Annotated in this window: 19 protein-coding genes; 12 read left to right on the forward strand and 7 right to left on the reverse strand. The window is 68.7% G+C overall.

Features of this window, described 5'->3' with window-relative positions; all coding sequences use genetic code 11:
• Nucleotides 1–152: 152 nt before the first annotated feature.
• Nucleotides 153–479 carry an Hpt domain-containing protein gene (locus tag ACYQML_RS24125; protein ID WP_461234278.1) on the reverse strand — a complete coding sequence of 109 codons (327 nt, stop codon included), beginning with the start codon at nucleotides 477–479 and terminating at the stop codon, nucleotides 153–155.
• A 292-nt stretch (nucleotides 480–771) separates the two neighbouring features.
• On the opposite strand from ACYQML_RS24125, the gene ACYQML_RS24130 reads away from it, so the two are divergent.
• Entirely contained in the window at nucleotides 772–8,961 is an 8,190-nt protein-coding gene (locus ACYQML_RS24130) for an apolipoprotein A-IV repeat region-like domain-containing protein (RefSeq protein ID WP_461234279.1), read from the forward strand.
• A 63-nt stretch (nucleotides 8,962–9,024) separates the two neighbouring features.
• On the opposite strand, the gene ACYQML_RS24135 is transcribed toward ACYQML_RS24130, so the two are convergent.
• The gene (locus ACYQML_RS24135; protein ID WP_056426144.1) at nucleotides 9,025–9,465 is read right to left on the reverse strand and encodes a DUF1489 family protein; all 441 of its coding nucleotides are present in this window, start codon (nucleotides 9,463–9,465) and stop codon (nucleotides 9,025–9,027) included.
• 52 nt (nucleotides 9,466–9,517) lie between these two features.
• A complete protein-coding gene (locus ACYQML_RS24140) occupies nucleotides 9,518–10,594 on the reverse strand; it encodes a hypothetical protein (protein ID WP_082470024.1) in 1,077 nt (358 codons plus the stop codon).
• Nucleotides 10,595–10,762: 168 nt separating this feature from the next.
• Here ACYQML_RS24140 and ACYQML_RS24145 point away from each other — a divergent pair, with 168 nt between their 5' ends.
• The 5 genes from ACYQML_RS24145 (at nucleotide 10,763) to ACYQML_RS24165 (ending at nucleotide 15,877) form a co-directional block, all read left to right on the forward strand.
• Nucleotides 10,763–11,956: an MFS transporter gene (locus ACYQML_RS24145; protein ID WP_311276306.1), complete on the forward strand. Its 1,194-nt coding sequence runs from the start codon at nucleotides 10,763–10,765 to the stop codon at nucleotides 11,954–11,956.
• Between the two features lie 67 nt (nucleotides 11,957–12,023).
• On the forward strand, nucleotides 12,024–13,193 hold the full coding sequence (locus ACYQML_RS24150; RefSeq protein WP_461234280.1) for an ABC transporter permease: 1,170 nt from the start codon (nucleotides 12,024–12,026) through the stop codon (nucleotides 13,191–13,193).
• 14 nt (nucleotides 13,194–13,207) lie between these two features.
• Nucleotides 13,208–14,023, forward strand: a complete 816-nt coding sequence (locus ACYQML_RS24155) for an ABC transporter ATP-binding protein (RefSeq protein ID WP_461235779.1) — start codon at nucleotides 13,208–13,210, stop codon at nucleotides 14,021–14,023.
• Nucleotides 14,024–14,106: 83 nt separating this feature from the next.
• Complete coding sequence (locus ACYQML_RS24160) at nucleotides 14,107–15,189, forward strand: MlaD family protein (RefSeq protein WP_056426158.1); 1,083 nt, start codon at nucleotides 14,107–14,109, stop codon at nucleotides 15,187–15,189.
• 109 nt (nucleotides 15,190–15,298) lie between these two features.
• Nucleotides 15,299–15,877 carry an ABC-type transport auxiliary lipoprotein family protein gene (locus ACYQML_RS24165; RefSeq protein WP_461234281.1) on the forward strand — a complete coding sequence of 193 codons (579 nt, stop codon included), beginning with the start codon at nucleotides 15,299–15,301 and terminating at the stop codon, nucleotides 15,875–15,877.
• Between the two features lie 65 nt (nucleotides 15,878–15,942).
• On the opposite strand, the gene ACYQML_RS24170 is transcribed toward ACYQML_RS24165, so the two are convergent.
• The 3 genes from ACYQML_RS24170 to thiE all read right to left on the reverse strand — a co-directional run bounded on the left by ACYQML_RS24170 (nucleotide 15,943) and on the right by thiE (nucleotide 18,424).
• On the reverse strand, nucleotides 15,943–16,572 hold the full coding sequence (locus tag ACYQML_RS24170; RefSeq protein WP_461234282.1) for a helix-turn-helix domain-containing protein: 630 nt from the start codon (nucleotides 16,570–16,572) through the stop codon (nucleotides 15,943–15,945).
• Between the two features lie 106 nt (nucleotides 16,573–16,678).
• Nucleotides 16,679–17,485 (reverse strand): bifunctional hydroxymethylpyrimidine kinase/phosphomethylpyrimidine kinase, encoded by an 807-nt coding sequence (thiD, locus tag ACYQML_RS24175; protein WP_461234283.1) that lies wholly within the window; start codon nucleotides 17,483–17,485, stop codon nucleotides 16,679–16,681.
• A gap of 231 nt (nucleotides 17,486–17,716) precedes the next feature.
• Nucleotides 17,717–18,424 carry a thiamine phosphate synthase gene (gene thiE / locus ACYQML_RS24180; RefSeq protein WP_461235780.1) on the reverse strand — a complete coding sequence of 236 codons (708 nt, stop codon included), beginning with the start codon at nucleotides 18,422–18,424 and terminating at the stop codon, nucleotides 17,717–17,719.
• A 152-nt stretch (nucleotides 18,425–18,576) separates the two neighbouring features.
• On the opposite strand from thiE, the gene ACYQML_RS24185 reads away from it, so the two are divergent.
• Both ACYQML_RS24185 and ACYQML_RS24190 read left to right on the forward strand, forming a co-directional pair.
• Nucleotides 18,577–19,149, forward strand: a complete 573-nt coding sequence (locus ACYQML_RS24185) for a sugar O-acetyltransferase (protein ID WP_461234284.1) — start codon at nucleotides 18,577–18,579, stop codon at nucleotides 19,147–19,149.
• 48 nt (nucleotides 19,150–19,197) lie between these two features.
• Entirely contained in the window at nucleotides 19,198–20,232 is a 1,035-nt protein-coding gene (locus ACYQML_RS24190; RefSeq protein WP_461234285.1) for an NUDIX hydrolase, read from the forward strand.
• 57 nt (nucleotides 20,233–20,289) lie between these two features.
• Here ACYQML_RS24190 and ACYQML_RS24195 read toward each other — a convergent pair whose 3' ends face one another.
• A complete protein-coding gene (locus ACYQML_RS24195) occupies nucleotides 20,290–20,634 on the reverse strand; it encodes a MerR family transcriptional regulator (protein ID WP_056426175.1) in 345 nt (114 codons plus the stop codon).
• A 76-nt stretch (nucleotides 20,635–20,710) separates the two neighbouring features.
• Between ACYQML_RS24195 and ACYQML_RS24200 the strand changes: the two genes are divergently transcribed.
• The 4 genes from ACYQML_RS24200 (at nucleotide 20,711) to nadC (ending at nucleotide 25,339) form a co-directional block, all read left to right on the forward strand.
• Nucleotides 20,711–21,523 carry an aminotransferase class IV family protein gene (locus ACYQML_RS24200; protein WP_461234286.1) on the forward strand — a complete coding sequence of 271 codons (813 nt, stop codon included), beginning with the start codon at nucleotides 20,711–20,713 and terminating at the stop codon, nucleotides 21,521–21,523.
• A gap of 199 nt (nucleotides 21,524–21,722) precedes the next feature.
• A complete protein-coding gene (nadA, locus tag ACYQML_RS24205; protein ID WP_420604705.1) occupies nucleotides 21,723–22,733 on the forward strand; it encodes a quinolinate synthase NadA in 1,011 nt (336 codons plus the stop codon).
• The gene (locus ACYQML_RS24210; protein ID WP_461234287.1) at nucleotides 22,730–24,271 is read left to right on the forward strand and encodes an L-aspartate oxidase; all 1,542 of its coding nucleotides are present in this window, start codon (nucleotides 22,730–22,732) and stop codon (nucleotides 24,269–24,271) included. The genes nadA and ACYQML_RS24210 overlap by 4 nt, the downstream gene beginning before the upstream one ends.
• Before the next feature lie 207 nt (nucleotides 24,272–24,478).
• Nucleotides 24,479–25,339 carry a carboxylating nicotinate-nucleotide diphosphorylase gene (gene nadC, locus ACYQML_RS24215; protein ID WP_461234288.1) on the forward strand — a complete coding sequence of 287 codons (861 nt, stop codon included), beginning with the start codon at nucleotides 24,479–24,481 and terminating at the stop codon, nucleotides 25,337–25,339.
• The last annotated feature ends 195 nt before the right edge of the window (nucleotides 25,340–25,534 follow it).

Consider the following 25,534-nt stretch of genomic DNA (forward strand, 5'->3'; position numbering starts at 1 on the left):
CTCCAGGCTCGGACAACACGTCTGTGGCCGGTTGTGCAGCGCGACTGCCTTGAAGGCGCGGCCCATCGAATGCAAGCGTCACCGGACCTATCGCCCCACATTCCTGCGCTTACGTCGCAGATGCCGTCCCGTTCCCTCCAAGCGTGGCAAGATCAGCCAAGTGCGTCGATTTCCGCCAGGGTGGCCGTCACCGCCTCGTCGAGGCGGGCGACCGTCTCCACCGGAACCTCCCTCCCCTCGCGCAGGCGATCCTCGATGGACGCGGCGAGGTCGGCGACCGGCGCGGAGCCGATGCCGAGGGCCGAGCCCTTGAGCGTATGGGCGAGGTCGGCCCGCCGGTCCGGATCGAGATCCGCGTCGGCGATTCCGGGCATCAGCCGGCGGCATTGGCCGGCGAAGAGCCCGAGCAATTCGCGGGCGAGTTCGACGTCGCCGAATGTCTGTTCGGAGAGGTAGGCATGGTCAATCAGAGGGGTCACGGGTCTCCTCGCCTCAACCGAACCGGGCGATCGGGCCCGACTCGACCAGTCTATCCACAGGAGCGGCCGAGATCGTTCGCTTCCGTTTAAGCCTTGGGGCATCATGCAGAATGCCGACGGAATGAAACCGGCGCCAAGCTTGGTAACCATTCCGTTAAGGTTTTTTGGACGGTTCGATCCACTCGGGTATCCGGGTCTCGCGCCGAGGTCTAAACTTCCTTGGTAAATTGGTAAAAATGTCGTCGATCACCGGATGCGGCCGGCTTCGACGATCTGCGTAACGAGGCGTTGAATGGCCACGGAAAAGAAGCTCAAGGACCCGGCCGAGGCGGCTCTTTCCGCCATCGAGCAGGCCCTCAACCTGGACTTCCCCTCGACGCAGGCGGCGGAGCCCCGGGTCGAGCCGCGGCTTCCCGATGTGGGCGACAACGATCTGCTGAGCGAGCAGGGTGGCCGCCTCGCGCCCCCTCGCCTCGATCTCGACCAGCCCCTCGCTTCAGACCTGCCGCCGCCGGACCGCAACCGGCCGCGCCGCGAAGGAGGTCTGCTGCCGCCGGACCGCTCCATGGTGGCCAATGACGACCGCCAGAACATCGGCATCCTGCAGCAGACCTTGCGCGTGCGGCCGTCCGGCACGCCCTACATCGTCGCCGCGATCGTCTCTGCTGTCTGGTTCGCCGCCCTCCTCGCCCTCGCCTGGAACCAGTCGGGGGGTGAGCTGAAGGGCTTCTTCGCCGGAATGACGGCGCTTCAGGCCGCCGTCGGCGCCACCGCCATCGTCGGCCCCATCGTCCTGTTCGCGATCATGGCGATGCTCGCCGTCCGTGCGCAGGAGATGCGCCTCGTGGCCCGCGCCGTCGGCGAAGTCGCGATCCGCCTCGCCGAACCCGAGAACTTCTCCACCGATGCCGTCCTCACCATGTCGCAGACGGTCCGCCGCGAGGTCGCGGCCGTGGGCGACGGCGTCGAGCGGGCGCTCGCCCGTGCCGGCGAGCTGGAAACCCTGGTCCGCGGCGAGATCGCGACCCTGGAGCGGGCCTATTCCGACAACGAGATCCGCATCCGCTCTCTCGTCGACGAGCTCGTCGCACAGCGCGAATCCATTGTCGCCAATGCGGAGCGCGTTCGCGGCGCGATCACCGGGTCGCACCAGAACCTGACGCAGGAGCTCGATGGCGCGGCAGAACGCATCGTCGCCGCGGTGACCGGCGCCGGCGAACGGGTGACCGGTGCCCTCGACGCGCGCGGCGACGCCATCACTTCGGCGCTCGGCAACCGTGGCGACGCCATCACGGCGGCCCTCGGAGAAGCCGGCGACCGCGTGGTCGGCCTCGTCACCGACCGTGGCGACGACCTGGTGCAGCGCCTCGCCAGCACCAGCGAAGGTGTGCGCAGCAGCCTGACCGAAGTCGGCAACACCCTGACGCAATCCCTGGAAAGCCGCGCGGCGGACGTCACCCTCGCTTTCGAGCGGACCGGCGGCATGCTCACCGCGACGCTGGCCGACAATGCCGGCCAGGTCGCCCGCACCCTCGCCCAGACCGGCATGGAGGTGATCGAGAGCCTGAACCGCCAGGGCAGCGAAGTTCGCCAGACCTTCGAGGAATCCGCGCGCGGCCTCGAGAACACGTTCCTCGCACGCGGCACCGAACTGACCACGACCTTCTCCAATACCGGCGGCCAGATCACCGCCCGGTTCGCCGAGACCGGCACGGCGCTCCGCGAGCATTTCGCCGCCACGGGCGCCACCATCACCGACGACATCGCCGCTCGGGGCGCGGCCCTTCGCGCTGAGATCGAAGCTGCCGGCAGCGGCGTATCCGAGACCATCGAAACCCGTACCCGCGAGGCGCAGGCGGGTCTGGCCCAGGCATCCGAGGGAATCGTCGAAACGTTCGCGGCCCGGACCACAGCCCTGCGCGACGATCTCATCCGGTCGATCGAGACCGCCGGCAGCGGGATCGACGATCGCGCCGGTCTTCTGGCCGAGCGCATCGATACGGTGGCCAACCGCCTGCACGAAACCCTCACCGTCCAGGGCGGCTCGCTCGAGAGCAACCTGACCTCCGCCGGGGAGCGCGTGGGGGATCTCGTCACCCAGCGTGCCGAGGAGGCCGCGCGGGCGATGGATGCGGCCCTGGCGGCCCTCGGCACCCATTTCGAGACCCGGGCCATGGGTACGGTGGAGAACCTCCGGGGCACCGTGGCGGGCCTCAACGGCGAGATCGACACCCGGTCGGCCGAGGCAGCGGCCGCGCTCCGCAGCAGCGGCGAGGATACGGCCTCCGTCGTCAATGCCAGCATCCGCCGCCTGACCAAGGCCGGCGAGCAGGTCGGCGGTCTCGTCACCCAGCGTGTCGAGGACGCGACCCTCACCCTGACCGGAGCCTTCGGGGTTCTCGGCAGCACCTTCGATTCCCAGTCCGGCACCGCGATCGAGAGCCTGCGCGCCGTCCTCGACACCCTGGCCAGCGAGATCGGCTCGCGGACCAGCGAGGCCGCCGACATCTTCCGCCGCAGCGCGGAAGAGACCACGGTGAGCCTCGGCGCCAGCACGGCGGAAGCCGCCCAGGCCCTGCGGCGTTCCTCGGCGAGCGCCACCGGCGAACTCGAAGCCCGCACGGTCGAAGCGGTGCAGATCTTCGAGCAGCGCCTGTCCGCCACCTCAGCCGAGTTCGCCGCCCGCACACAGGAAGCCGCCGAGCTCCTCCAGCAGGCCGCCAGCGGCCTCAGCGGAGAGGTGGGTGGGCGCGCCCAGGACGCGATGGAGGCCCTGCGCCGAACCCTGTCCGAGATCGACCAGACCCTGGTCAGCCGCGCCACCGAGGCGACGGGCGCGATCGCCCGCGCGGCCGAGAATGTCGGCGGCGAACTCGCCGCCCGGATCAAGGATGTCGAGGCTTCCTTCGGCACGCATAGCCGTGGCCTAACCGACCTCATCACCACCCATGCCGAAGAGGCGCATGGCCAGCTCGCCAATACCGGCCGCGAGATCGTTCTGGCGGTGACCGCCCAGAGCGCCCGCGTCAGCGACGCCCTCGCGCAGAGCGGCGCCACCTTCGCCGACACGACGGAAAGCCGCGCCAAGGCCATCGACACCGTGCTCAACGACCGCCTCGCGGCGCTCCAGGAGACGATTGCGCGCGGCGATATCCTCGCCGACCGCATCGCCCGCGACACCTCGACCCTCAGCGAGACCGTCACCGGTCAGCTGCAGGAGATGGACCGCGTCATCACGGTTCAGGGCAAGGCGGTGGCCGACACCATCGCCGAGCGCACCCGCGAAGCCCGCGAGACCGTGGAGAGCCAGCTCGGCGCCCTCGAGGAACGCTCCGTGAAGCGCTCCGCCGAGATCGGCGAGACCTTCACCCATCTGGTGAGCCAGATCGACGGTCAGCTCGGCTCCCGCGCCACCGCCCTCAACGAGGCCCTGATCCTGCGCACCGGCGAGATGGCGCGCATCATGGTCGAGGGTAGCCGCGATCTCGTCCAGACTCTCGATGCCCGCGCCGACGGCATGGCGCAGGACATCGCCAGCCGCAGCCTGGCCCTGGGCGATACCCTCGGCAGCCGCTCCATCGAGATCGCCGAGCGCTTCGAGCAGCAGGCGACCGACCTGTCCCGCCGCATCGAAGAGGGCGTCGGCCGCTTCGACACCAGCGTCGTCGGGCGTCTCGACGGCATCGCCGCCGCGCTGGAAGAGCGCAGCCGCCTGATCGACGAGACCTTCGGCTCCCAGGCCTTCGAGGCGATCCGCCTCATCGAGAGCCGCACCCGCGCCGTGGACGAGGATCTCGCCAACCGGACCCGCGAGCTCGTCGAGATGATCGAGAGCCGGACGGGCCATGCCAATGAGGCTCTGGCCGGACAGGCGGAGGCGATCCGCTCGTCCTTCTCGCACCGCGCGGAAGCCCTGGCCGCCCTCATCGACGAGCGCACGGCCGCCATGGGCCAGGAGCTCGACGAGAAGGGACGCGTCGTGTTCGGCGCCCTCGGCACCCGTATCACCGAACTGGCGCAGCTGTTCGATCGCGGCGGCTCCTCCCTTGCGGAGCTTCTGGAACAGCGCGGCGACACCATCATCGCCCGCCTGCGCGACGTCGTCGCCGATGCGGACCGTTTGCTCAGCGAAGGCGAAGGCCGTCTCGGCTCCACCCTCCAGACGCGGACCACCGATCTCGGCAGTCTGCTCGACGAGGGCGTGCGCACCGTCCACCAGCTCCTGGACAACCGGACCAACGAGATCCGGACCATGCTGGACGATCATTCCCAGGTGCTCGCCAGCAGCTTCGAAGACCGGCTGGCGCCCCTGCACGATTCGCTCGGCCAGCACGGCCGGACCTTCGTCGACACGATCGAGGCCAGCCTCGGCGGCGCGGCCGGCGCGGTGGAAGCCCGCACCCGCGACCTCGTCGCGCTGTTCGACCAGCGCATCGGCGCCCTGGACGAACTCGTGGACGGTCGCGGCGCGAGGATCGCGGAATCGGTGGAAGCCCGCACCCACGGGCTGCGGACCCTGTTCGACGACATCCTCACCGCCCTCGACGGCCTGGTGGACAGCCGCGCCGAAGCCCTCACCGACCGGGTCGATGCGCGCACCCACGCTCTGAGCGCCCTGTTCGACGAGCGCCTGCGGGCGATCGACGATCTGGTGGAGAACCGCGCGGCCGAACTCGTCCGCACCATCGACACCAAGGGCACGGCCCTCACGCAGACCGTCGACGACCGGACCCACGCGATGGGTGCCCTGTTCGACGACCGCATGCAGGCCCTCGACGCCCTCGTGGCGGAGCGTTCGGCCGATTTCGCCCGGACCATCGACACCAAGGGTACGGCCCTCACGCAGACCGTCGACGACCGGACCCACGCGATGGGCGCTCTGTTCGACGACCGCATGCAGGCCCTCGACACCCTCGTGGCGAACCGTTCGGCCGATTTCGTGCACACGCTGGACACGAAGGGCTCCGTTCTGACCCGCTCGGTCGATGCCGGCACGGCCATGCTGAGCACGCTGTTCGACGAACGCCTGCGCGCCCTCGACGAGCTGATCGAGAACCACGCGACGCAACTCATCCATACGGTGGACGAGCGCGGCGGCAGCCTCACCCGGTCCCTCGACGACCGCACCGGCTCCCTGCGCGCTCTCTTCGACGAGCGCCTGCGCGACCTCAACGCCCTCGTGGAGAACAGGACGGCGGACTTCGCCCAGACGGTGGACGACCGCGGCGGGCACCTCACCCGGTCCCTCGACGACCGCACCGGCTCCCTGCGCGCCCTCTTTGACGAGCGCCTGGGCGAGCTCAACGCCCTCGTGGAGAACCGGACAGCGGAATTCGCCCGTACCATGGAGATGCAGGGCAGCTCCCTGTACCAGGCGGTGGACGATCGCACCCAGTCCATGGGGACGCTGTTCGACGAGCGCCTGCGCGCCCTCGACACCCTGGTGGACGACCGCGCGGCGGCGTTCGCCCGTACCATCGAGCATCAGGGCACGTCTCTGACCCAGGCCGTCGAGGCCGGCGCCCAGGCCATCGGCACCGTCTTCGATGAGCGCCTGCGCGCCCTCGACCATCTCGTGGACAACCGCGCCGCCGATCTGACGCAGACCATCGACAATCGCGGCATCTCCCTGAGCCAGGCGGTCGAGGCCACCGCCCAGTCCATCGCGACCGTCTTCGACGAGCGCCTGCGCGCCCTCGACCACCTCGTGGACAACCGCGCCGCCGATCTGACGCAGACCATCGACAATCGCGGCACGTCCCTCAGCCAGGCCGTTGAGGCCACCGCTCAGGCCATCGGGAATGTCTTCGATGCGCGGATGCGTGCCCTCACCGATCTCGTCGAAGACCGGACCGGCGCGTTCACCCGCACGGTGGACGATCAGGGCCAGTCACTGACCCAGTCGGTCGATGCTCGTACGCAGGCCATCGCAGCTTTGTTCGACGAGTGCCTGCGCGCCCTCGACCAGCTCGTGGACAGCCGTGCGACCGCTTTCGCTCATGCGATCGACAACCACGGCGCCGCCCTGACCCAGGCCGTGGATGCCCGCAGCGAGGCCTTCACGAACCGGATCGACAGCCGGATGAAGGTGTTCGCCTCCCTCGTCGCGTCACGCGGCGATGCTCTCGCCAATGCGTTCGACGACCGCCAGGACGCCTATGCGGCCCTGGTCGACGAGCGCAGCGCGACGATGCTCTCCGCCTTCGACGAGCGGGTGAACCGCCACGCCGCCCTCGCCCAGGCCCATGCCGATGCGCTCGCAACGGCTCTGGACCAGCGCAACGAGGCCGTGGCCGCCCTCATCGACGGGCGCAACCAGGACATGGTCGCCGGCTTCGATCGCCGCTCGACTGCCCTGGCCTCTCTGATCGAGGCGCGCGGGCAGTCCCTGGCCCGCCGCCTCGCCGAGAGCGCGGAGACCATCACCCGCGCGATCGAGGAACGTGGGGGATCGATCGTCGAGACGATCGACACGCGCGGCACCCATATGGTCGAGGCGATGGCGACGCATTCCGAGCGCCTCCGCGAGATCGTCGAGGGGCCGGCCTCCCAGCTTGTCGCCTCCCTGGGCGAGCGCAATCAGGAGATCGCACGTATCCTCGACGAGAGCGCAAAGCCCCTCGCCGACACCTTGCGTGATCGTGTTCGGGACCTCGCCGAACAATCCGAGGCGTCCAGGAACGCCCTTCTGGCAGCCATCGACGGCGGCGCCTCCCGTGCGCTGGCGAGCCTCAACGAGGCGAGCGATCGTCTCCGCAGCGAACTCGCTGGCGTCTTGGACCGGGTCGAGGGGGCGAATTCGGCCCTGCGCGAACTCGTCACCGATGCCGGAGAGAATCTCGGCGCCATCGAGAACGGCCTGTCGGGCCGGGTCGAGCAGGTGCAGGCGACGCTCTCCGCCATCGGCACCGAGACGGAGCGCGCCAGCAGAAGCGTCGCCGAACAAGTCGACCAGCTGAAGGCCGTCGCCGAGGGCGCCCTGCGCGATGCGGCCGACCTCGCCGCCTCGCTCGATGCCCGCGGGACCTCGCTCACCGAGATCGCCCGCGCTCATTCCGGCACGCTCACCAACGCGGCCGGTTCGCTCGAAACCGTCGAGACGCGCCTCGTCGATCTTCTCGCCAGCCGCGACAAGGCGGTGGAAGAGGTGCTGACCCGCATCGAGGCGCGGTCGGGCGTCCTCGAGGAGCAGACCGCGCGGTTCGACACGCAGATGGCCGAGACCCTTCGCTCCGCCGAGGAGCGGGCACGCGGCATCGCCAGCAGCCTGTCCGATGCGGCGCAAAGCGCGGGCGCCAGTGTGACCGGAGCCTTCGAAGGCCTGCGCAAGGATGCGGGCAGCGAAGGCGAGCGGACGGCGACCGCCGTTCGCACGGCGATCTCCGGCGCATCCGAGCAGATGATGACGGTGTTCGAGAGTGCGGCCGGCCGCTTCGGCGACTCGGTGGCGGGGATGCGCGAGATGGCGGCGGAGATCCGTCGCGAACTCGAAGCGACGCGGGCGGACCTGCAGCGCGGCGTTCTGGAAATCCCGCGGGAGACCCAGGAAGCCACCAGCGAGATGCGTCGGGTCGTCTCTGACCAGATCAAGGCGCTGAACGAGCTGTCCTCGCTCGTCTCCCGCTCGCGGCGCAGCGTCGACGTGACCGAGGCGGTGGCCCCTGCCCCGCGCAAGGCGGACGTCCAGCCCGCCAAGCAACAGGACGTACAGGTCTCGGAGGTAGCTCCAGCCAAGCCGAAGCAGAATGGGGCCAACCCGGTCGCGGCACCGGTCGCCGCAAAGCCCTCCGAGCCGAAGGCCCGCGAGGACAAGTCGTCCGACGCTCGCCCGACTCAGCAGATGACGATCGTCTCCGCCCCGGCGGCCCGTGCCGGCAACCAGCCCGCCCTGCGTCCCGGCGAGACTGCGCGTGCGGGTGCCCCGTCGGGACGCGACAATCGCGGCTGGCTATCGGACCTGCTGACGCGCGCCTCCCTCGACGACGACACGGATGGGGCCGATCCGGCGAACGCGGCCGCCGGTCCCAACGGTCAGGCCAAGCCGGACGCGACCAAGGCCGGCTCCAACAAGGCGGAGCCCGCCAAGGCCGGTTCCGCTAAACTGGAAGCGGGCAAGGGCGCTGCCGTCGACCGCAGCCGAACCGCCCTCGAGACGATCTCCAACGACATCGCCAAGATGATCGAACATCAGACCGCGGTGGAGTTGTGGGAGCGCTACCGTCGCGGTGAGCCGAACCTGTTCGATCGCCGTCTCTACACGGCGCAGGGTCGGCAGACCTTCGAGGAGATCCGCCGGCGCTACGCGGCCGATGCTGAGTTCCGCCGCACGGTGGACCGCTATGTCGGCGAGTTCGAGCGGCTCCTCGGCGAAGTCTCGAAGAACGACCGCGACTCGCGTCGTGCCGATGCCTACCTCACCTCGGAGACGGGCAAGGTCTACACGATGCTCGCCCATGCGAGCGGCCGCTTCGAAGGGGCCTGACATCCTTCGGCGACGGGGCGGCATCACCGCTCCGTCGCCGGATCACGGTGAGGGTGAATAAGGTCAGATCAGGCCGAGGACGGAGAGCTCGCGCCGCAGCGATTCGGGCATGTCGGCGAGGCCGTCGGCGCGGCGCATGTCGAGATCGGCCGGGGCTGATCGCACCGTCAGGTAGCGCCAGCCCTGGAAGGGCCGGCATGGGCGCGGATTGACCGGGACCACGACCGAATCGAGGACGAGGCGGCAGCGGCCGACGCCGTCCGTATCGGTGAAGGGCTCGATGGCCGTGATGGCCTGGCGGCAGCACAGCGTGCCCTTGATGACCCAGTAGATCGAGCCCTGCCCGGCAATGGCCGAGGCACGTTTGGGCACCATTCGGGTCACGTGGAACGTTGACGGGTCGCGCCCGGACTGCAACGCGTCGTCCCGGTTGCGGGCGATGCGTTGTTCGAGGTCCTCGATCGTCGCGGGTCCGACGCAGAGCTTCAGGAGGTGAAGGGCCATGACGGCCCTCTTATCAGTGCCGTCGACGATGCGCGCGGGGCATTCGTCTCGCTCAGGAAAACAGGGCGAGTTTCTCTTTCTCGCTCAGGCCGTCGATATCGGCGAAAGCCGTGGCGATGTCGGTCTTCTCGGAAGCCGGCGACGTCGCCCGGTCCTCGGTGCTCTCGTCGTCAGAAACTACCTCGTCGGCCGGCTCGTCGTCGAAAGGCTCGCTCGTGTCCTCGGCGATAGGTTCCTCGGCGATGGCGTCCTCAATGACAGCCTCCTCGCCCGCCTCGGATGCGTGCGGCTCGGTGAACGGAGCCTCTTCGTCCGTCGTCTCCATGGCGGAGGAAAGCGGCATGTCCGGGCTCACCGGCTCTTCCGCCTGCTCTTCGACGACGGCCTCCATCTCCCCCGTCACGTCGTCCTTCGCTTCCCGAACGCTCTCCGATCGCCCGGAATCCATGTCGATGAACCGGTCCACATCGCTCTGGTCGAGGTCCTGGGCGACAGTCGCCGCCGTCGAGCCCGGGGCCGGCGGGATCGCCTCGACCTCGCCGCCCCAGATCGCGATCATCGCCGCGAGGCGCTCTTCGAGATAGCGCAGGGTATGGATGATCCGGGCCGTGCGTTGCGCCGTGAGATCCTGGAACGAGCAGGCGGTGTAGATTTCCGTCGCCCGGCGGTCGAGCACGTCGCAAATCGTCGCATCCGCGCCGGTTTCGCGCATTGTCCAGGCTGTCTCCTGGACTTCCTCCGCGGCGCCGAGGATGTCCGACGTCGCGCGCTCGGTGGCCCGGACAATGGCGTCGAGGGCGACGGAGGCGATGCCAAGGCGGCTGTGGTCCTGATCCACGGTGCTGATCGCGGCGATCTCGGCCTTGGTTCGGGCGATGGCGTGGGCCATGTCCATCAGGTCGCCGCGCATGCGTCCGACCCGCTCGGTCTCGCGGTCGGAGGGGCGATCCGCCGTCACCGCGCTCTCCAGGCGAGAGATGGCGCCGAGCAGCATGTCCGTATCGGCACTGCGGTTGCGCCTGGTATATTCGGCGAGGAACCAGCGGCCGCGTTCGCTCTCGCTCATCGCCGCTTCGATACGGTCGTATTCCGACTCATCGACCGGGGTGAGCGAACGCATGACAGACATAGAACTCGTGTCCTCGATGGTGCCTCGCGCCGTTGCGCGAAGTCGCGGGTACCAGCACCAGTAGATTGACACGATGGTTTTAACGCCCCCTTTACGGGTCGAATCATCGTCAGCGGCCGGCAACGCTTCGGCTTGAGGCCGCTTCGCCCCTCGATCGAGCGGTCCCCCTTGTCTCAATCCTCTCCGACGGAGCCGAACGCGACGCGTCTGTCGCTGCTCTATGCCGTCGTCTTCGTCGAGATCGGCATCGCCATGCCGTTCATGCCGGTCTGGCTGAAGGCGCTCGGCCTCGATGCGCGGATCATCGGCGCCCTCCTGGCGCTGCCCATCGCCATGAAGATCATCGCCACGGCTCCCCTCGTGGGGCTGATCGACCGGGGCGTGGCCGCGCGCCGTCTCCTACTGGTCGGCAGCGTGGCGGTGGCGGCGACCTATGCGCTGATGCCCGCCGGCGCCGCCATAGGCTGGCCCATCCTCGCTGTGCTCGTCGCCGTGAATGCGGCGGCCGGAGCGCCACTGGTGCCGACCATCGACTACCTCACCCTGGCCGCCGTACGGCACAGCAAGCGGCTCGACTACGCCCGTATCCGCATGGCGGGGTCCATCGGTTTCCTCATCGCCAGCCTGCTCGGGGGGGCGGCCCTCAGCGCCATGGGGGAACGCCTCGCCGTGCCGGTCCTCCTCACCGGCCTCGCCCTCGTCGCCGCGGCCACCATCTTCGCCAGCCCGGTGGAAGCTCATATGGCGCAGCCGCGCATCGCGCCCGGCACACGCCCGAAGCTGCCCCGCGTGCTCTGGCTCTGCATCGGCGCGCAGGCGACGATCCAGGCGAGCCACGCGGCGACCTACGCCTTCGGCAGCATCCACTGGCAGGCCAGCGGGATCTCGCCCTCGTGGATCGGCGTGCTCTGGGCGACGGGTGTCGCCGCCGAGATCGTCTTCTTCGCCACGGTGGGGCGCTGGCCCGCCCATTGGCGTACGCCGTTCCGGCTCATCGGCCTCGGCGCCGCAGCGTCCCTCATACGCGTCGTCGGCCTGTCCCTGATCGGCGGCGAGCTCGTCCCGGCCCTGTTCCTGCAGACCCTCCACGCATTCAGCTTCGGGGCGACTCAGCTCGGCGCCATGACGGCGATCTCGGCCTTCGCGCCCGATGGGGCGCGGGGGCGCGCGCAGGGCATGTCGAGCGCCGTCAATGCCTGCGCCTCCGCGAGCGCGACGATTCTCTGCGGTGTCGCCTACCAGGCCGGCGGCGGCTCGCTCGCTTTCGCCCTGATGGCGCCGCTCGCCCTGTCCGGCCTGTGCCTCGTGTCACTTTCCGCGAGAGCAGCGACACTTGCCCCCTTCACACCGCCCCGTTTGTAGGTCAGCACTCCGCCGCTTGCCGTGGGTCTTGACCAATCCGTAACCTTGATCTGCGTTTTAGTTGCGCATGAACCGGGAGTCGCGCTTCGTGCGCCACGCTGCTGCCAAGCCGAACCCTGACGCCGCCGAAGCCGAGTTTCTCGGCGAGGGCGGACGCGTGGTCCTGAGCGGTCGCTGGACGGCGGATCAGGGTGCCTCCGTGGAGAGGGCCGCCGCGCGCATCGCCAGCGACGCAAAGGGCGCTCCCATCCTCGTCGACCTGTCGAAGGTGGCGCGGCTCGACACGCTCGGCGCCTGGGTCCTGGAGCGGACCCGTGGCGAGATCGAAGCCGCGGGCGGTCGCCTCGCCTATGCGGGGGCCACGGCCGAGCACCGTATCCTGCTCGGCGAAATGATTCTGCCGGACGAGGATTATGCCGGCCCGCCCAAGCGCGGCCGCCTCATGGGCTTCCTGCACGATCTCGGGGTCCGGGTCGTCGGCGCGAAATCCGACATGGTCAGCGGCCTCGCCTTCCTCGGGGAGGTGGTGACCGCCTGTATCCGCGTCGCCTCGCGGCCGAGCACCTTCCGCGGCACGGCCCTGGTCAACCAGCTCGAACAGGTCGCCTTCCGGGGCGTACCGATCATCATGCTGATCTCGTTCCTGGTCGGCGGCATCGTCGCGCAGCAGGGCATCTTTCAGCTTCAGCGCTTCGGGGCGCAGAGCTTCGTCGTCAACCTGATCGGCCTGCTCATCCTGCGCGAACTCGGCGTGCTCCTCACCTCGATCATGGTGGCGGGGCGTTCCGGCTCGGCCTTCACCGCCGAAATCGGCTCGATGCGGATGCGCGAGGAGGTGGATGCCTTGCGGGTGATGGGCCTCGATCCCATCGAGATCCTCATCGTCCCGCGCATCCTGGCCCTGGTGATCGGCCTGCCGATCCTCGCCTTCCTCGCCTCGCTGGCAGCCCTCGCCGGGGGCGGCCTCACCGCCTCGCTCTACGGCGGCATGACGATCGACGCGTTCCTGGCGCGGCTCCAGGCCGCCGTTTCCTTCCACCACGTGGCGGTCGGCCTCATCAAGGCGCCGTTCATGGCCCTCATCATCGGCATCATCGCCACGATCGAAGGTTTCGCCGTCGAAGGATCGGCGGAATCGCTCGGACGTCACGTCACGGCCTCAGTCGTGAAGTCTATCTTCATGGTCATCGTACTGGATGGACTTTTCGCCGTGTTCTTCGCGGCCATCGATTTCTGATCGCCGTGAACCAGATGTCCCCGCCCCCCGCGCCGTTCGACCGCGCCCCACCTCGCGACGTCATCATCGGCGTGCGCGACCTCGTGGTCGGCTTCGGCAGCAAGATCGTGATGAAGGGGCTCGACCTCGACATCTATCGCGGCGAGATCCTGGGCTTCGTCGGCCCGTCCGGACAGGGCAAGTCGGTCCTGACCCGGACGATCCTCGGCCTGGTGCCGAAGCGCTCCGGCACGATCGAGGTGTTCGGCGAGGACGTAGACACCATGACCATGGCCCGCCGCCGGCAGATCGAGCAGCGCTGGGGCGTGCTGTTCCAGCAGGGCGCCTTGTTCTCGGCGCTCACGGTGAAGCAGAACATCCAGATGCCGATGCGCGAGCACCTGAACCTGTCCGAGCGCCTGCTCGACGAGTTCGCGCGCCTCAAGATCGAGATGGTGGGCCTAAAGCCCGATGCCGCCGACAAGCTCCCCTCCGAATTGTCGGGCGGCATGATCAAGCGCGCGGCGCTGGCCCGGTCTCTCGCCCTCGACCCCGAAATCCTGTTCCTCGACGAGCCGACTTCGGGCCTCGACCCGATCGGCGCCGGGGAGTTCGACGAACTCGTCGCCACCCTGAAACAGACGCTGGGGCTCACCGTCTTCATGGTGACGCACGATCTCGACAGTCTCTACACGGCCTGCGACCGCATCGCGGCGCTCGGCGACGGCCAGATCATCGCGCAGGGGCCGATCGACGCCATGCTGGCGAGCGACCACCCCTGGCTTCGCTCGTATTTCCACGGCAAGCGCGCCCGCGCGATCGTCACCGGCGGGGCAAACGCCCATGTTTGAACGAATTCACACGCTGACGGCCCGCCGATTGCGTGCCGTGGCGCACCGCACGGGCGCTGCCCATCCGGAGTATGACTGATCCGATGGAGACTCGTGCGAACTACGCCCTCGTCGGGGCTTTCACACTCGCGGTCGTCGTGGCGGCCTTCGGCTTCGTGTTCTGGCTCCAGGGCGGATCGCGCAGTCAGGTGCGCGAGAGCGTGCGCATCGTCTTCTCGGGCAGCGTCGGCGGCCTCGCCAAGGGTTCGACCGTGGCCTTCAACGGCATCAAGGTCGGTGAGGTGATGGATGTCCGCCTGCTGCCGCAGGACCCGCGCCGGGTCGTCGCGATGGTGGAAGTCGAACGGACCACGCCCCTGCGCGCCGACACCCGGGCCCGCCTCGATTCCGCGATGCTGACCGGCGTCTCCACCATCTCGCTCTCCGGCGGCAACGCCGATTCGCCGCCCCTGACGCCGGGTTCGGGCGACCAGACCCCGACGATCTTCGCCGACAGTTCCGACATCCAGGACATGATGGCGGCGGCCAAGCAGATCGCGCAGCGCGCAGACGACGTGCTGCAGCGCCTCGACAAGCTAGTGGCCGGCAACGAGGGCGCCATCACCCGGACACTCGCCAATGTCGAATCCTTCTCCAAGACCCTGAACGATGCCGGGCCTGCGGTGAGTTCGCTGGTGAAGGCCATCGACGGGCAGAAGCTCAACCGCGTCATCGACAATGCCGAGCGCTTCTCCGCCGCGCTCAGCACCGCGAGCCCCGACATCGAGGGTGCGGTGAAGGACGCGCGCTCGCTTGCCGGCAAGCTCAACGCCTCGGCCGACCGCGTCGACAACGTGCTGAAGGGGGCCGAAAGCTTCCTCGGCTCCGCCTCGGGCCAGGCCGGGAGCAGCACCTTCGCCGAAGTCCGTGAGGCGGCGATCTCCGTGCGCGATGCCGGCAAGGCCTTCCGCACCCTGTCGGAGAACCTCGACAAGCGCACCTCCACCATCGCGTCGAGCTTCAGCCGCCTCAGCGGGACCGGGCGGCGCGAGGTCGAAGCCCTGTCCTCGGACGGCCAGCGCACCCTCAACACCCTGAACCGGACGGTGAAGAGCCTGGAGCGCGACCCGTCGCAGGTCATCTTCGGCGGCAAGCCATCGTTGCCAGAATACAACGGTGGCCGCTGAACCCGGCAAAGCCTAGCCGCATGTGTCCGGCGTCACGGCACGGAAACCGCTATGGCGTAGTTTACGGTTGCGCTTCTTGCAGCGCTGCACAGGTTTCCAGGCCCTTCGGATGACGTTTCGCTCGCATGCCCTGGCGCTCGCCTGCCTCTCCGCCCTGCTCGGCGGTTGTGGCGGCGGCGCGCCCATGACCTTCGACCTCGCCGCCCTGCCGAGTTCCGGCCGGCCGAGCGTGGCGGCGCGGTCGATTTCGGTGGCCGAGCCCGTCGGCCTCCAGCCCTTCGAGCAGGATCGCATCATCGTTCGTCAGGCCGGCGGCGCCCTGTCGTTCCTCGGCGGCGGACAATGGGCCGACCGCCTGCCGCGCCTCGTCCAGACACGGCTGATCCAGAGCCTCGAAAATTCCGGACGCCTGAAATCAGTGAGCCGCCCCGGCGACAAGATCGTGGCCGATTACGCGCTCATCAGCGAGATCCGCGCGTTCGACATCGCGTCCGGCTCGGGCGAAGCGGTGGTGGACATCTCGGCCAAGCTCATCACCGACGGCACCGGCAAGGTGGTCACCGCCCGCATCTTCACCGCGCGCGTGCCGGTGGCCAAGGTCGAGGCGGGCAACGCCGCCATCGGTCTCGATGCCGCTCTCAGCGTCGTGCTCGCCGACATCGTTCGCTGGGTCAATTCCGGGCATTGACCGTCGTGTCGCGGTACTCCCCGTGGAGTACCGCAGGTCGAGACGGGTAAGGACGCTCGGCGCCCCTACTCCATCACCGCCGCTTTCATGATCACGACCATGATCGCCTTGGCGGGTTCCGTGCCGACGCAGCGCACCGTGTGCGGCCTGTCGCAGCGGTAGCGCAGCGTTTCACCGACCCGCGCCCGCTGGAAGGTGCCGGCCACCTCGACTTCGAGGACGCCTTCGGTGACGGTGAGGGATTCCACCGAGCCGCGCTGATGCGGATCGGAATCGAGGACGCCGCCCGGATCGGCCGTGACCTCGTACCATTGCAGCCATTCCACCGTCTTGATCCAGCCGACGATGGCCAGGCGGATCTTGCCGTCGTCGGAGAGCAGGATCGGCGTGTCGGCGCGCGACGTCTTCTCGATGAACGGCTCTTCGTCGCTGGTGGCCAGCACGCGTTCGATGGAGACGTCGAGGGCCTGGCTCAGGCGCCAGATGGTCGCCAGGGTCGGGTTGGTCTCGTTGCGCTCGATCTGGCTGATGATCGATTTCGCCACGCCGGACTGCTCGGCGAGTTCGGAGAGTGAGAGGTTGTAGGCCTTGCGCAGCCGCTGGATGGTCTTGCCGAGCTGGCCCGAGAGAACCTGTGCTCCGTTCAGGATATCCCGCTGCCGTCCCCGTTCGGGCGTCGTCGCCTGATCTTGCATTGTCCCAGAACCTATCGCGTCGTTCCGTACATCGAACGATCGTGCGGTACTTCAAACGCAATCAGGCATCCGATGCAAGGCGAAGGAGGCCAACTTCTCCCTCGTGTCAGTGCCAAAGGGCGTGGAAATGATGGACCGGTCCGTGCCCTCGTCCCACCGTCACGGAATTGGACGCGGCGATGGCGGCGGTGACGTATCGTTTGGCCTGGGTGACGGCCTCCGTCAGGGAGAGGCCACGGGCCAAGCCCGCCGCCACGGCCGAGGACAGGGTGCAGCCGGTGCCGTGCGTGTTGCGGGTGTCGACGCGCGCCGATGCGAAGCGCCGCAGCGTCCCGTCCGTGCTCATGAGGTGATCGACGCTCTCCGTGCCCTCCGCATGGCCGCCCTTGATGAGCACGGCGCGGGCCCCCATCGCGAGCAGCTTGCGCCCCTGTACCACCGCCTCGTTCTCGCTCTGCGCCACGGGAGACTCGATCAGGGTGGCGGCCTCGGGAAGGTTCGGCGTCACCAGATCGGCCAGGGGCAGGAGGTGGCGGCGCATGGCCTCCACCGCCTCGTCGGAGATGAGGCGGTCTCCGCTCGTGGCCACCATGACAGGGTCGAGGATGATCGGGATGCCGGACGCATGACGGGTAAGTCCGGCGGCCACGGCCTCGATCACCGCGGGCTTCGACAGCATGCCGATCTTCACCGCCTTGACGGTAAGATCGGAGAAGACGCTATCGATCTGGGCGGCGATGAAATCGGCCGGCACGTCGTGAATCGCCTGCACGCCGAGGGTGTTCTGCGCCGTGAGGGCGGTGATGATGCTGGCGCCATAGACCTTGAGTGCCGCGAAGGTCTTGAGATCGGCCTGGATACCGGCGCCGCCGCTGGAATCGGAGCCCGCTATGGTCACGGCGATGGGTGTCATGGCGTGTCTCGTCCCTTGCGTTGCGGCAACCCTAAACCATCGTCCGGAACGAGGGAATCCGGCCCGATTGAAAATGATTTTAGAACAGAGACTTAGAGAATTTTACCGCTCATTCGCCCGGCTCGCTCGTTAGAGCGCTCTCCGCCAAAGTGGATGCCGGTTCGGCGAAAAAGAGCGCGGCGAAACAAAGGCCTGGAGATGTGCCCCGACCCAACGTGGTCGGGCGCAGCTCTAGACGGCCGCGCCCCTCGCCGCGAGGGCCGAATCCACCCGGAAGCGCAGGTCCCTGGCGCGCGCCTCCACCTCCTCGGTGGAAAACAGCGCGGAGATCAGGGCGATGCCGTCGGCGCCCGCCGCGATGATGGCGGCGGCGTTGCTGCCGTCGATCCCGGCGATGGCCCCCACCGGAAAACCGGTGCCCCGGGCGAGGCGCGCCCGGAAGGCGATGCGCGAGAAACCGTCGAGCCCGACCGGCGGATCGGGGTTGTCCTTGCTCGTCGTGGCGAAGACGCCGCCGATGCAGGCATAATCCACGGGCAGGCGATAGAGCTCGTCGGCCTGAGCCGCCGATTTCAACGTCAGGCCAATGATGGCGCGTGGGCCCAGAATGCGCCGCGCATCCGCCGGGTGCAGGTCCGACTGGCCGAGATGCACACCCTCGGCCTCGGCAGCCAGAGCGAGATCGCAGCGATCGTTGACGAGGAGCGGCACCCCGGTGTCCGCGATGGCCGCGCGGATGGCCCGGATGCGCGCCAGCGAATCGCGCGCGTTCTCGATGGACTTCTCCCGGTATTGAAGAAGGGTACATCCGCCCGAGACGGCCTCGGCCGCCATATCGGCGAGGTCGTCGCCATCATCGCCACAGACGTCCACGTCGAGGATACCGTAGAGCCTCACGTCGACCGGCACGGTCGAGCCCAAGGCGGTGTCGCGTCCGATCACGTCGTTCCTCCGGTAAGCCCCAGCGCCCAGGTTCGAGCGGCGGCAATCTAAACGGGTGGCCGTGCCACGCAAAGCCGATCCGCACCGCTTCGCTTGCCGGCCCCGGCCCATCGGCCTACTCCCCGCCTCGACGAAGCACGGAGATTGGCATGACCACCGAAGCCGGGCGCACGCCGAAGCAGAAGATGATCGCGGGGGAACTCTACCACCCCGACGACGCGGAACTCGGTGCCGACCTGCGCGCCTGCCAGGTCTGGCTCGCGCGCTACAACGCCATGCTCGGCCGCCCCGCCGACGAGCGCCGGGTGCTGCTGCGCGAGACGTTGGCCAATGTCGGCGACGGGGCGGTGATCCGGCCGCCGTTCCATTGCGATTACGGCTTCAACATCAGCATCGGCGCCCACGTCTTCCTGAACTTCAACTGCGTCATCCTCGATTGCACCACGGTGACGATCGGCGACCGCACGCAGATCGGGCCGGGCGTCCAACTCCTCACGGCGGACCATCCCCGCGAGGCGGAGGCGCGCGAGGCCGGGCTGGAATTCGCGCGTCCCATCGCCATCGGCCGCAACGTCTGGATCGGCGGCGGCGCACTGATCCTGCCCGGCGTCACGGTGGGCGACCATGCGATCATCGGGGCCGGCGCCGTCGTCACCCGCGACGTGGCGCCCAGCGCGACGGTCGTCGGCAACCCGGCGCGACCGGTACCCGCCAAGGCGTGAGGCGACGCGCACATCCTTTCGCGCGTTGATTCCGGCAGGCAATCTGCCATGAGACCCATTCACGGACCGGGGGGCGGACAAGTGACGAGGGGGCAGGACGGATTTGCAGCGGAAGCGGCCGATGCGCTTCCCAATCCGTCGGCGGTCGGGCTCGTCGCCGTCATCGTCGCGGCGACGGATGGCGAGCCGCGCGCCCTCACCGTGAAGGTGCCGGGTCAGGCCTCGAGCCGCGAGACTGGATTGCCGTCCGGTCCCCTCGTGCCGGAGCACCCTACGCTGGAACGCGGTCTGCGCGCCTGGGTGGAGCGCCAGACCCAGCAGCGCCTCGGCTATGTGGAGCAGCTCTACACGTTCGGAGACCGAGACCGGCAAGGCGACGATTCGGGCGGCCTTCACTCTTTGTCCGTGGCCTATCTCGCTCTGGTGCGCGAGATGCGGTCGGCGGCGCTCGCCGAGGCGTCGTGGCACAATTGGTACGCGTTCCTTCCCTGGGAGGATTGGCGCGCGGGCCGGCCCGCGACCCTGGACGAGATCGAGGCCAAGCTCCTGGCCTGGGCGGCCGGGACATCCGATGCCAAGGTCAGGCGGCGGCGTGAGGACAGGCTCGGCCTCACCTTCGGCATCGGCGGCGGGGCCTGGAACGAGGAGCGCGTGCTCGAACGCTACGAACTCCTGTTCGAGGCCGGTCTGATCCCCGAAGCGCGGGGACAGGCCGGGGAAGCGAATGCCACCGAATTCGCCACGACGGGCCGGCCCATGACGTTCGATCACCGCCGGGTGCTCGCCACGGCGATCGGACGCTTGCGTGGCAAGATCAAGTATCGCCCCGTGGTGTTCGAGCTGATGCCGCCGACCTTCACCCTGTTCCAGTTGCAGCGCACCGTGGAGGCCCTGTCGGGCGCCAATCTCCACAAGCAGAATTTCCGTCGACTCGTGGCCCAGCAGGGACTGGTGGAGGAGACCGACGAAGTCACCAGCGGCGCCGCAGGGCGGCCCGCCCGCCTCGTCCGTTTCCGCCGTGAAGTGCTGTTGGAGCGCCCCGCGCCGGGGTTCCGGCTGACCCCTTCGCGACGGTCGCCCTGAGGCATCGCGTGCCGAGACACGTTTCGGCCCTGGCGACGCGGCAATCGCGGGTGGGGCCTACATTGCCGCCAGGATCGATTCCAGCATGGCGCGGCTCGTCTCGAGCGCCGCGATGCGCTCGTCCACCTCGCCGATGTGCCGGCGTAACGTTTGCCGAAGCTCGTCGCAGGGTTCGAATGCGCCGCGCCCGGCGAGCGCGCAGGGCAGGAACACGCGGATGACCGGCAAGGTCATTCCGGCCGCGCCGAGCGTCCTGATCCGCCGGACGGTTTCCTCGTCCAGCGGCGTGTAATCGCGATACCCGGAGGCGGTGCGCTCCGGCGCGAGCAGCCCCTCTCCTTCGTAATAGCGCAGCATGCGCACGCTGACGCCCGTGCGCTTCGATAGCGTCCCAATCCGCATTGGCCGTTGACCCTGACAGTGCTGTCACGGATTAAGGCTGGCGCTCTTCGATGGAAACCAATCGAGAGCGTGATTCATGACAGACGTCTTTGGTAGCCACGCCTGGATCGACGGGCGGCCCGCCACCGCCTCCGACCTCGCCCCCCTCGCCTTCGCCGGGTTCGCGCATTTTACCGCCATGCAGGTCCGTGACCGGCGCGTGAGAGGGTTGGACCTTCATCTGGAGCGCCTTCGCGACGGGTCGCAGGCACTGTTCGGCTGCACCATTCCTGAGGAGCGCATACGAGACGCACTTCGGACCGCCATCGCGGGCGCCCCCGGCGACCTGTCGCTCACCGCGACAGTGTTCTCGCGCAACGGCGAGTTCCGCCTCGACTGCGCAGCGGAAATATTCTCGATTCTGGTTCGAACCTTTCCGCCGAGTGACGGCCCCGCCGGCCCGCTGAAACTGGCCCTTACGCCGCATGAGCGTTGGCGCCCGGAGGTCAAGCATGTGGGCGAATCGGCAAAGACCCATCTCCTGCGCGAGGCTGCCCGGATGGGCTTCGACGATGCCGCGTTCGTCGATCGTCAGGGGAGTATCGGCGAAGCGACGATCTGGAACCTGGCCTTCTGGGACGGAGTGTCGGTGACATGGCCGAAGGCCGACATCCTGGCCGGGGTCACGATGGGAATTGTCCGCCGTCGATTGACCGCCCTCGGTGTCCCCCAGCGCGAGGCGGTCGTAGCGGCGGACGGGCTCCACGAGTTTACCGGAGCCGTCGCGATGAATTCATGGACGCCCGCCATCGCCATCTCATCCATCGGCACCGTCACCCTGCCGCGATCCGACGAACTCACCGCGCTGCTGCATCGTGCCTATCGGACCGAACCGGCACTCGACCTCTGAACGTCCTTGTTCCTGCATGCGATCTGGAACTATCGCGCTCGACCACGAGGGAAGGGACGGCGATGGCATAGGATGACGTTTGCACAATATCGCAATGCAAAATGAATATGCTCAGGCTCAGCATATCTAGACAAGCGTATCTCACACGCCTACGTTAGTCGGCACAATGCTCAGATTGAGCATAATTGAGGACGCGACCATGGCGGCCACGAGTTTCCCGATCGACCGGGTTTCGACCCTGCCTCTGCCCGATATCTACGCCCGCGTGAGCCGGCATGTTCCGGCCATCGAATGGCCGGCCCTGGCCGACGACGTCGCGGCGATCCTGGAGCTGAAGAAGACCCGCAACGCGGTGATCCTCGCCCATAATTATCAGGCGCCCGAGATCTTCCACACCGTGTCGGACATCGTCGGCGACAGCCTAGCGCTGGCCCGCGAGGCGATCAACGTGGATGCCGACGTGATCGTGCTGGCCGGCGTCCATTTCATGGCGGAGACGGCCAAGCTGCTCAATCCGGGCAAGACCGTCCTGATCCCCGACATGCGGGCCGGGTGTTCGCTCGCCGATTCGATCACCGCCGCCGACGTGCGGGGCTTGCGCGAGAAGTATCCCGGCGTGCCGATCGTGACCTACGTCAACACCTCCGCCGCCGTGAAGGCGGAATCGGACGTGTGCTGCACCTCCGGCAACGCGGTGGACGTGGTGCGCTCGCTCAATGCGCCGCGCGTCCTGATGATTCCCGACGAGTTCCTGGCGCAGAACGTCCAGGTTCTGGTGCCCGAGGTCGAGATCCTCACCTGGGCCGGCCATTGCGAGGTCCACGAGCAGTTCACCCCCGCCGATATCGACGAGGTGCGGGAGAGCTATCCCGGCGTCACCGTCATCGCCCATCCCGAATGCCCGCCCGACGTGGTGGCGGCATCGGACTTCTCGGGTTCGACCGCGATGATGATGAACTTCGTCACCGAGAAGCGGCCGCGTCAGGTGGTGCTCGTGACCGAGTGCTCCATGGGCGACAACATCGCCGCCGCCAACCCGGACATCGAGTTCATCAAGCCCTGCAACCTGTGCCCGCACATGAAGCGGATGTCGCTGCGGAACATCCGCCATGCCCTGGAGACCCTCACCCACGAGGTGACGGTGGAGCCGGAACTCGCCGAGCGCGCCCGCGCGGCGGTGGAGCGCATGCTCGCGGTGCGTCCGCGATGAACGCCCACTCCCCGTTCTCCTTCACCCTCCCCGGCTCGGACCGTGTGATCGTAGTCGGCGCCGGCGTCGCCGGTCTCGCCACGGCTTTGCGGCTCAGCCCCCGCCCGGTCACCCTCGTCACCGCTTCTCCCTTGGGAAGCGGCACGGCGACGGGCTGGGCGCAGGGCGGCATTGCCGCCGCCATGGCCGAGGACGATGCCGCCGCATTGCACGCGGCGGACACGGAAGCCGCCGGCGCCGGCCTCACCGACCCGGCCGTCGCTCTGCGGGTGGCGCAAGCCGGCCCCGGCCTGATCGACTGGCTCGTCGGCCTCGGCGCGCCCTTCGACCGGGATGCCGCCGGTGCCCTGGCGCTCGGCCTCGAAGCGGCGCATTCGCGCCGCCGCATCGTCCGGGCGGGCGGTGATTCCACCGGGCGGATGGTGCTCGACACGCTGCTGAAGGCCGTCGCGCTGACGCCCTCCATCGAGATCCTGGTCGCCAATGTCCGCGGCCTGCTGCAGGACGAGAGCGGCGCCGTCGCCGGCCTGATCTGCGAGCGCGACGGTGCCTCGGTGCGGCTCGAAGCGCGGTCGGTGGTGCTCGCCACCGGCGGGCTCGGCTCCCTCTACGCTTCGACCACCAACCCGCGCGGCGCCACCGGCCGAGGGCTGGCGCTGGCGGCGCGCGCCGGGGCGACCTTGCGCGACATGGAGTTCGTGCAGTTCCACCCCACCGCCATCTCGGTGGGACTGGACCCGATGCCGCTCGCCACCGAAGCCCTGCGCGGCGAGGGCGCGCGGTTGATCGATGCGAATAGCGAGCCGGTCATGGCGGGCATCGCCGGGGGCGATCTCGCTCCCCGCGACGTGGTCGCCCGGGCGATCTTCCAGGCCAGGCGGCGCGGCACCGAGGTGTTTCTCGATTGCCGTGGTGCCCTCGGCGCCCGCATGGCGACACGGTTCCCCACCGTGGCCGGCCTCTGCGCCGCCTCCGGCATCGATCCGCAGCGCCAGCCGATCCCCGTGCGCCCGGCCGCGCATTACCATATGGGCGGCATCAAGGTGGACGGGTCCGGCGCCAGCACCGTGCCCGGCCTGTTCGCCTGCGGCGAGGTCGCTTCCACCGGACTGCACGGCGCGAACCGCCTCGCCAGCAATTCCCTCCTCGAAGCGATGGCCTTCGCCCCCTGGATCGCCGAGGCCGTTGCGTCCATCCCCGCCCCGGGTCCGGCTTCGATCGCCGAGCCGTGCCGGCGTGACGACGCCGATCAGGACGCGATCCGCCGGATCATGGAAGCCGATGTCGGGGTGGTGCGCGACGCCGAAGGCCTGACCGAGGCTGTGCGCCATCTGGCGCCGGCGGCGAGGCAGGGCTCCGACTCGGCCCTCACCGGGTTGATGGTCGCGACCTCCGCCCTGTCCCGCCTGGAGAGCCGAGGCGCCCATTGGCGCAGCGACCACCCGGATCAGGCACCCGCCCGGCACAGCGAAGTGACGCTCGCCGAGGTCTGGCGGATGGCGGAGACCGTCTCGGCCGATGCGGTCGCTTCGGTTTAGATCGGACGACCGGAATCGTCTTGGGATGATCCCACCCATCGACCTTATCCTGAAGTGCCCGCGCGAGCGGGCCTTGAAGGAGAGTTCCAGCTACCCCATGCGAGATGGAGGCCTCCTTCGAGGGCTCCGCTTCGCTCCGCCACCTCAGGACGAGGTCAGTGGGCGGACCGTCGGCCCCCTTCCAGCGACCCTCTTACGAGCGAACCCATGAGCGATGCCCGTCTCGTCCCCCTCCCCCGTCTCCTCGTGGAGCCGATCGTCCGCGCGGCGTTGCTCGAAGATCTCGGCCGCGCCGGCGACATCACCACCGACGCGATCGTGCCCGTCGATGCCCGCCTCTCCGGCGTCATCGCCGCCCGGCAGGACGGGGTGATCTCCGGCGTCGATGCGGCCATCATCGCCTTCGCGCTGATCGACCCGGCCGTGACGGTCATCGTCGAACGCGGCGACGGCGCGCGGGTCTCCCCCGGTGATGTGGTGATCCGGCTCGATGGGCCGGCGCGCGCCATCCTCACCGCCGAGCGCGTGGCGCTGAACCTCCTGTGCCGCATGTCCGGCGTGGCCACCGCCACGGCAGGGCTCGTGGAGGCCGCGCGGCCGCACGGCAAGGCGCGGATCGTCTGCACCCGCAAGACCACGCCGGGCCTGCGGTCCCTGGAGAAACACGCGGTCCGTGCCGGGGGCGGCTCCAATCACCGCTACGGCCTCGACGATGCCGTGCTCATCAAGGACAACCACGTCGCCGTGGCCGGCGGGATCGTCCCGGCCATCGAGCGGGCGAGGGCCTATTCCGGGCATCTCGTGAAGATCGAGATCGAGGTCGACACGCTGGAGCAGCTGGCCGAGGCCCTGTCGGTCCGCGCCGATGCGGTGCTCCTCGACAACATGTCACCGGACCAGCTGCGCGAGGCCGTGGGGATGATCGGCGGGCGCGCCATCGCGGAGGCCTCGGGCCGCATCAACTGTGAGACCGTGGGGGCCATCGCCGCCTCCGGCGTCGACCTGATCTCCAGCGGCTGGATCACGCATAGCGCACCGATCATCGACCTCGGCCTCGACGCGGTCTGATCTGGCGTATTCGGACGTCCGACGCGGGTCCGGTTCCGCCGCGTCGGATATTGTTCCCGGCTGACAGGCCCCCCAGATAATAATCCCTGCGAATACGGCTAAGCCGCCACACTGTGGCCACGGAGTCACGACCCCGCCACAACCATCGCTTCATCGCGAATTCAGCTTGGCTTTGGGGCGGCAGCGTTTACGTCT

The sequence above is a fragment of the Methylobacterium sp. CM6244 genome, assembly GCF_054817885.1.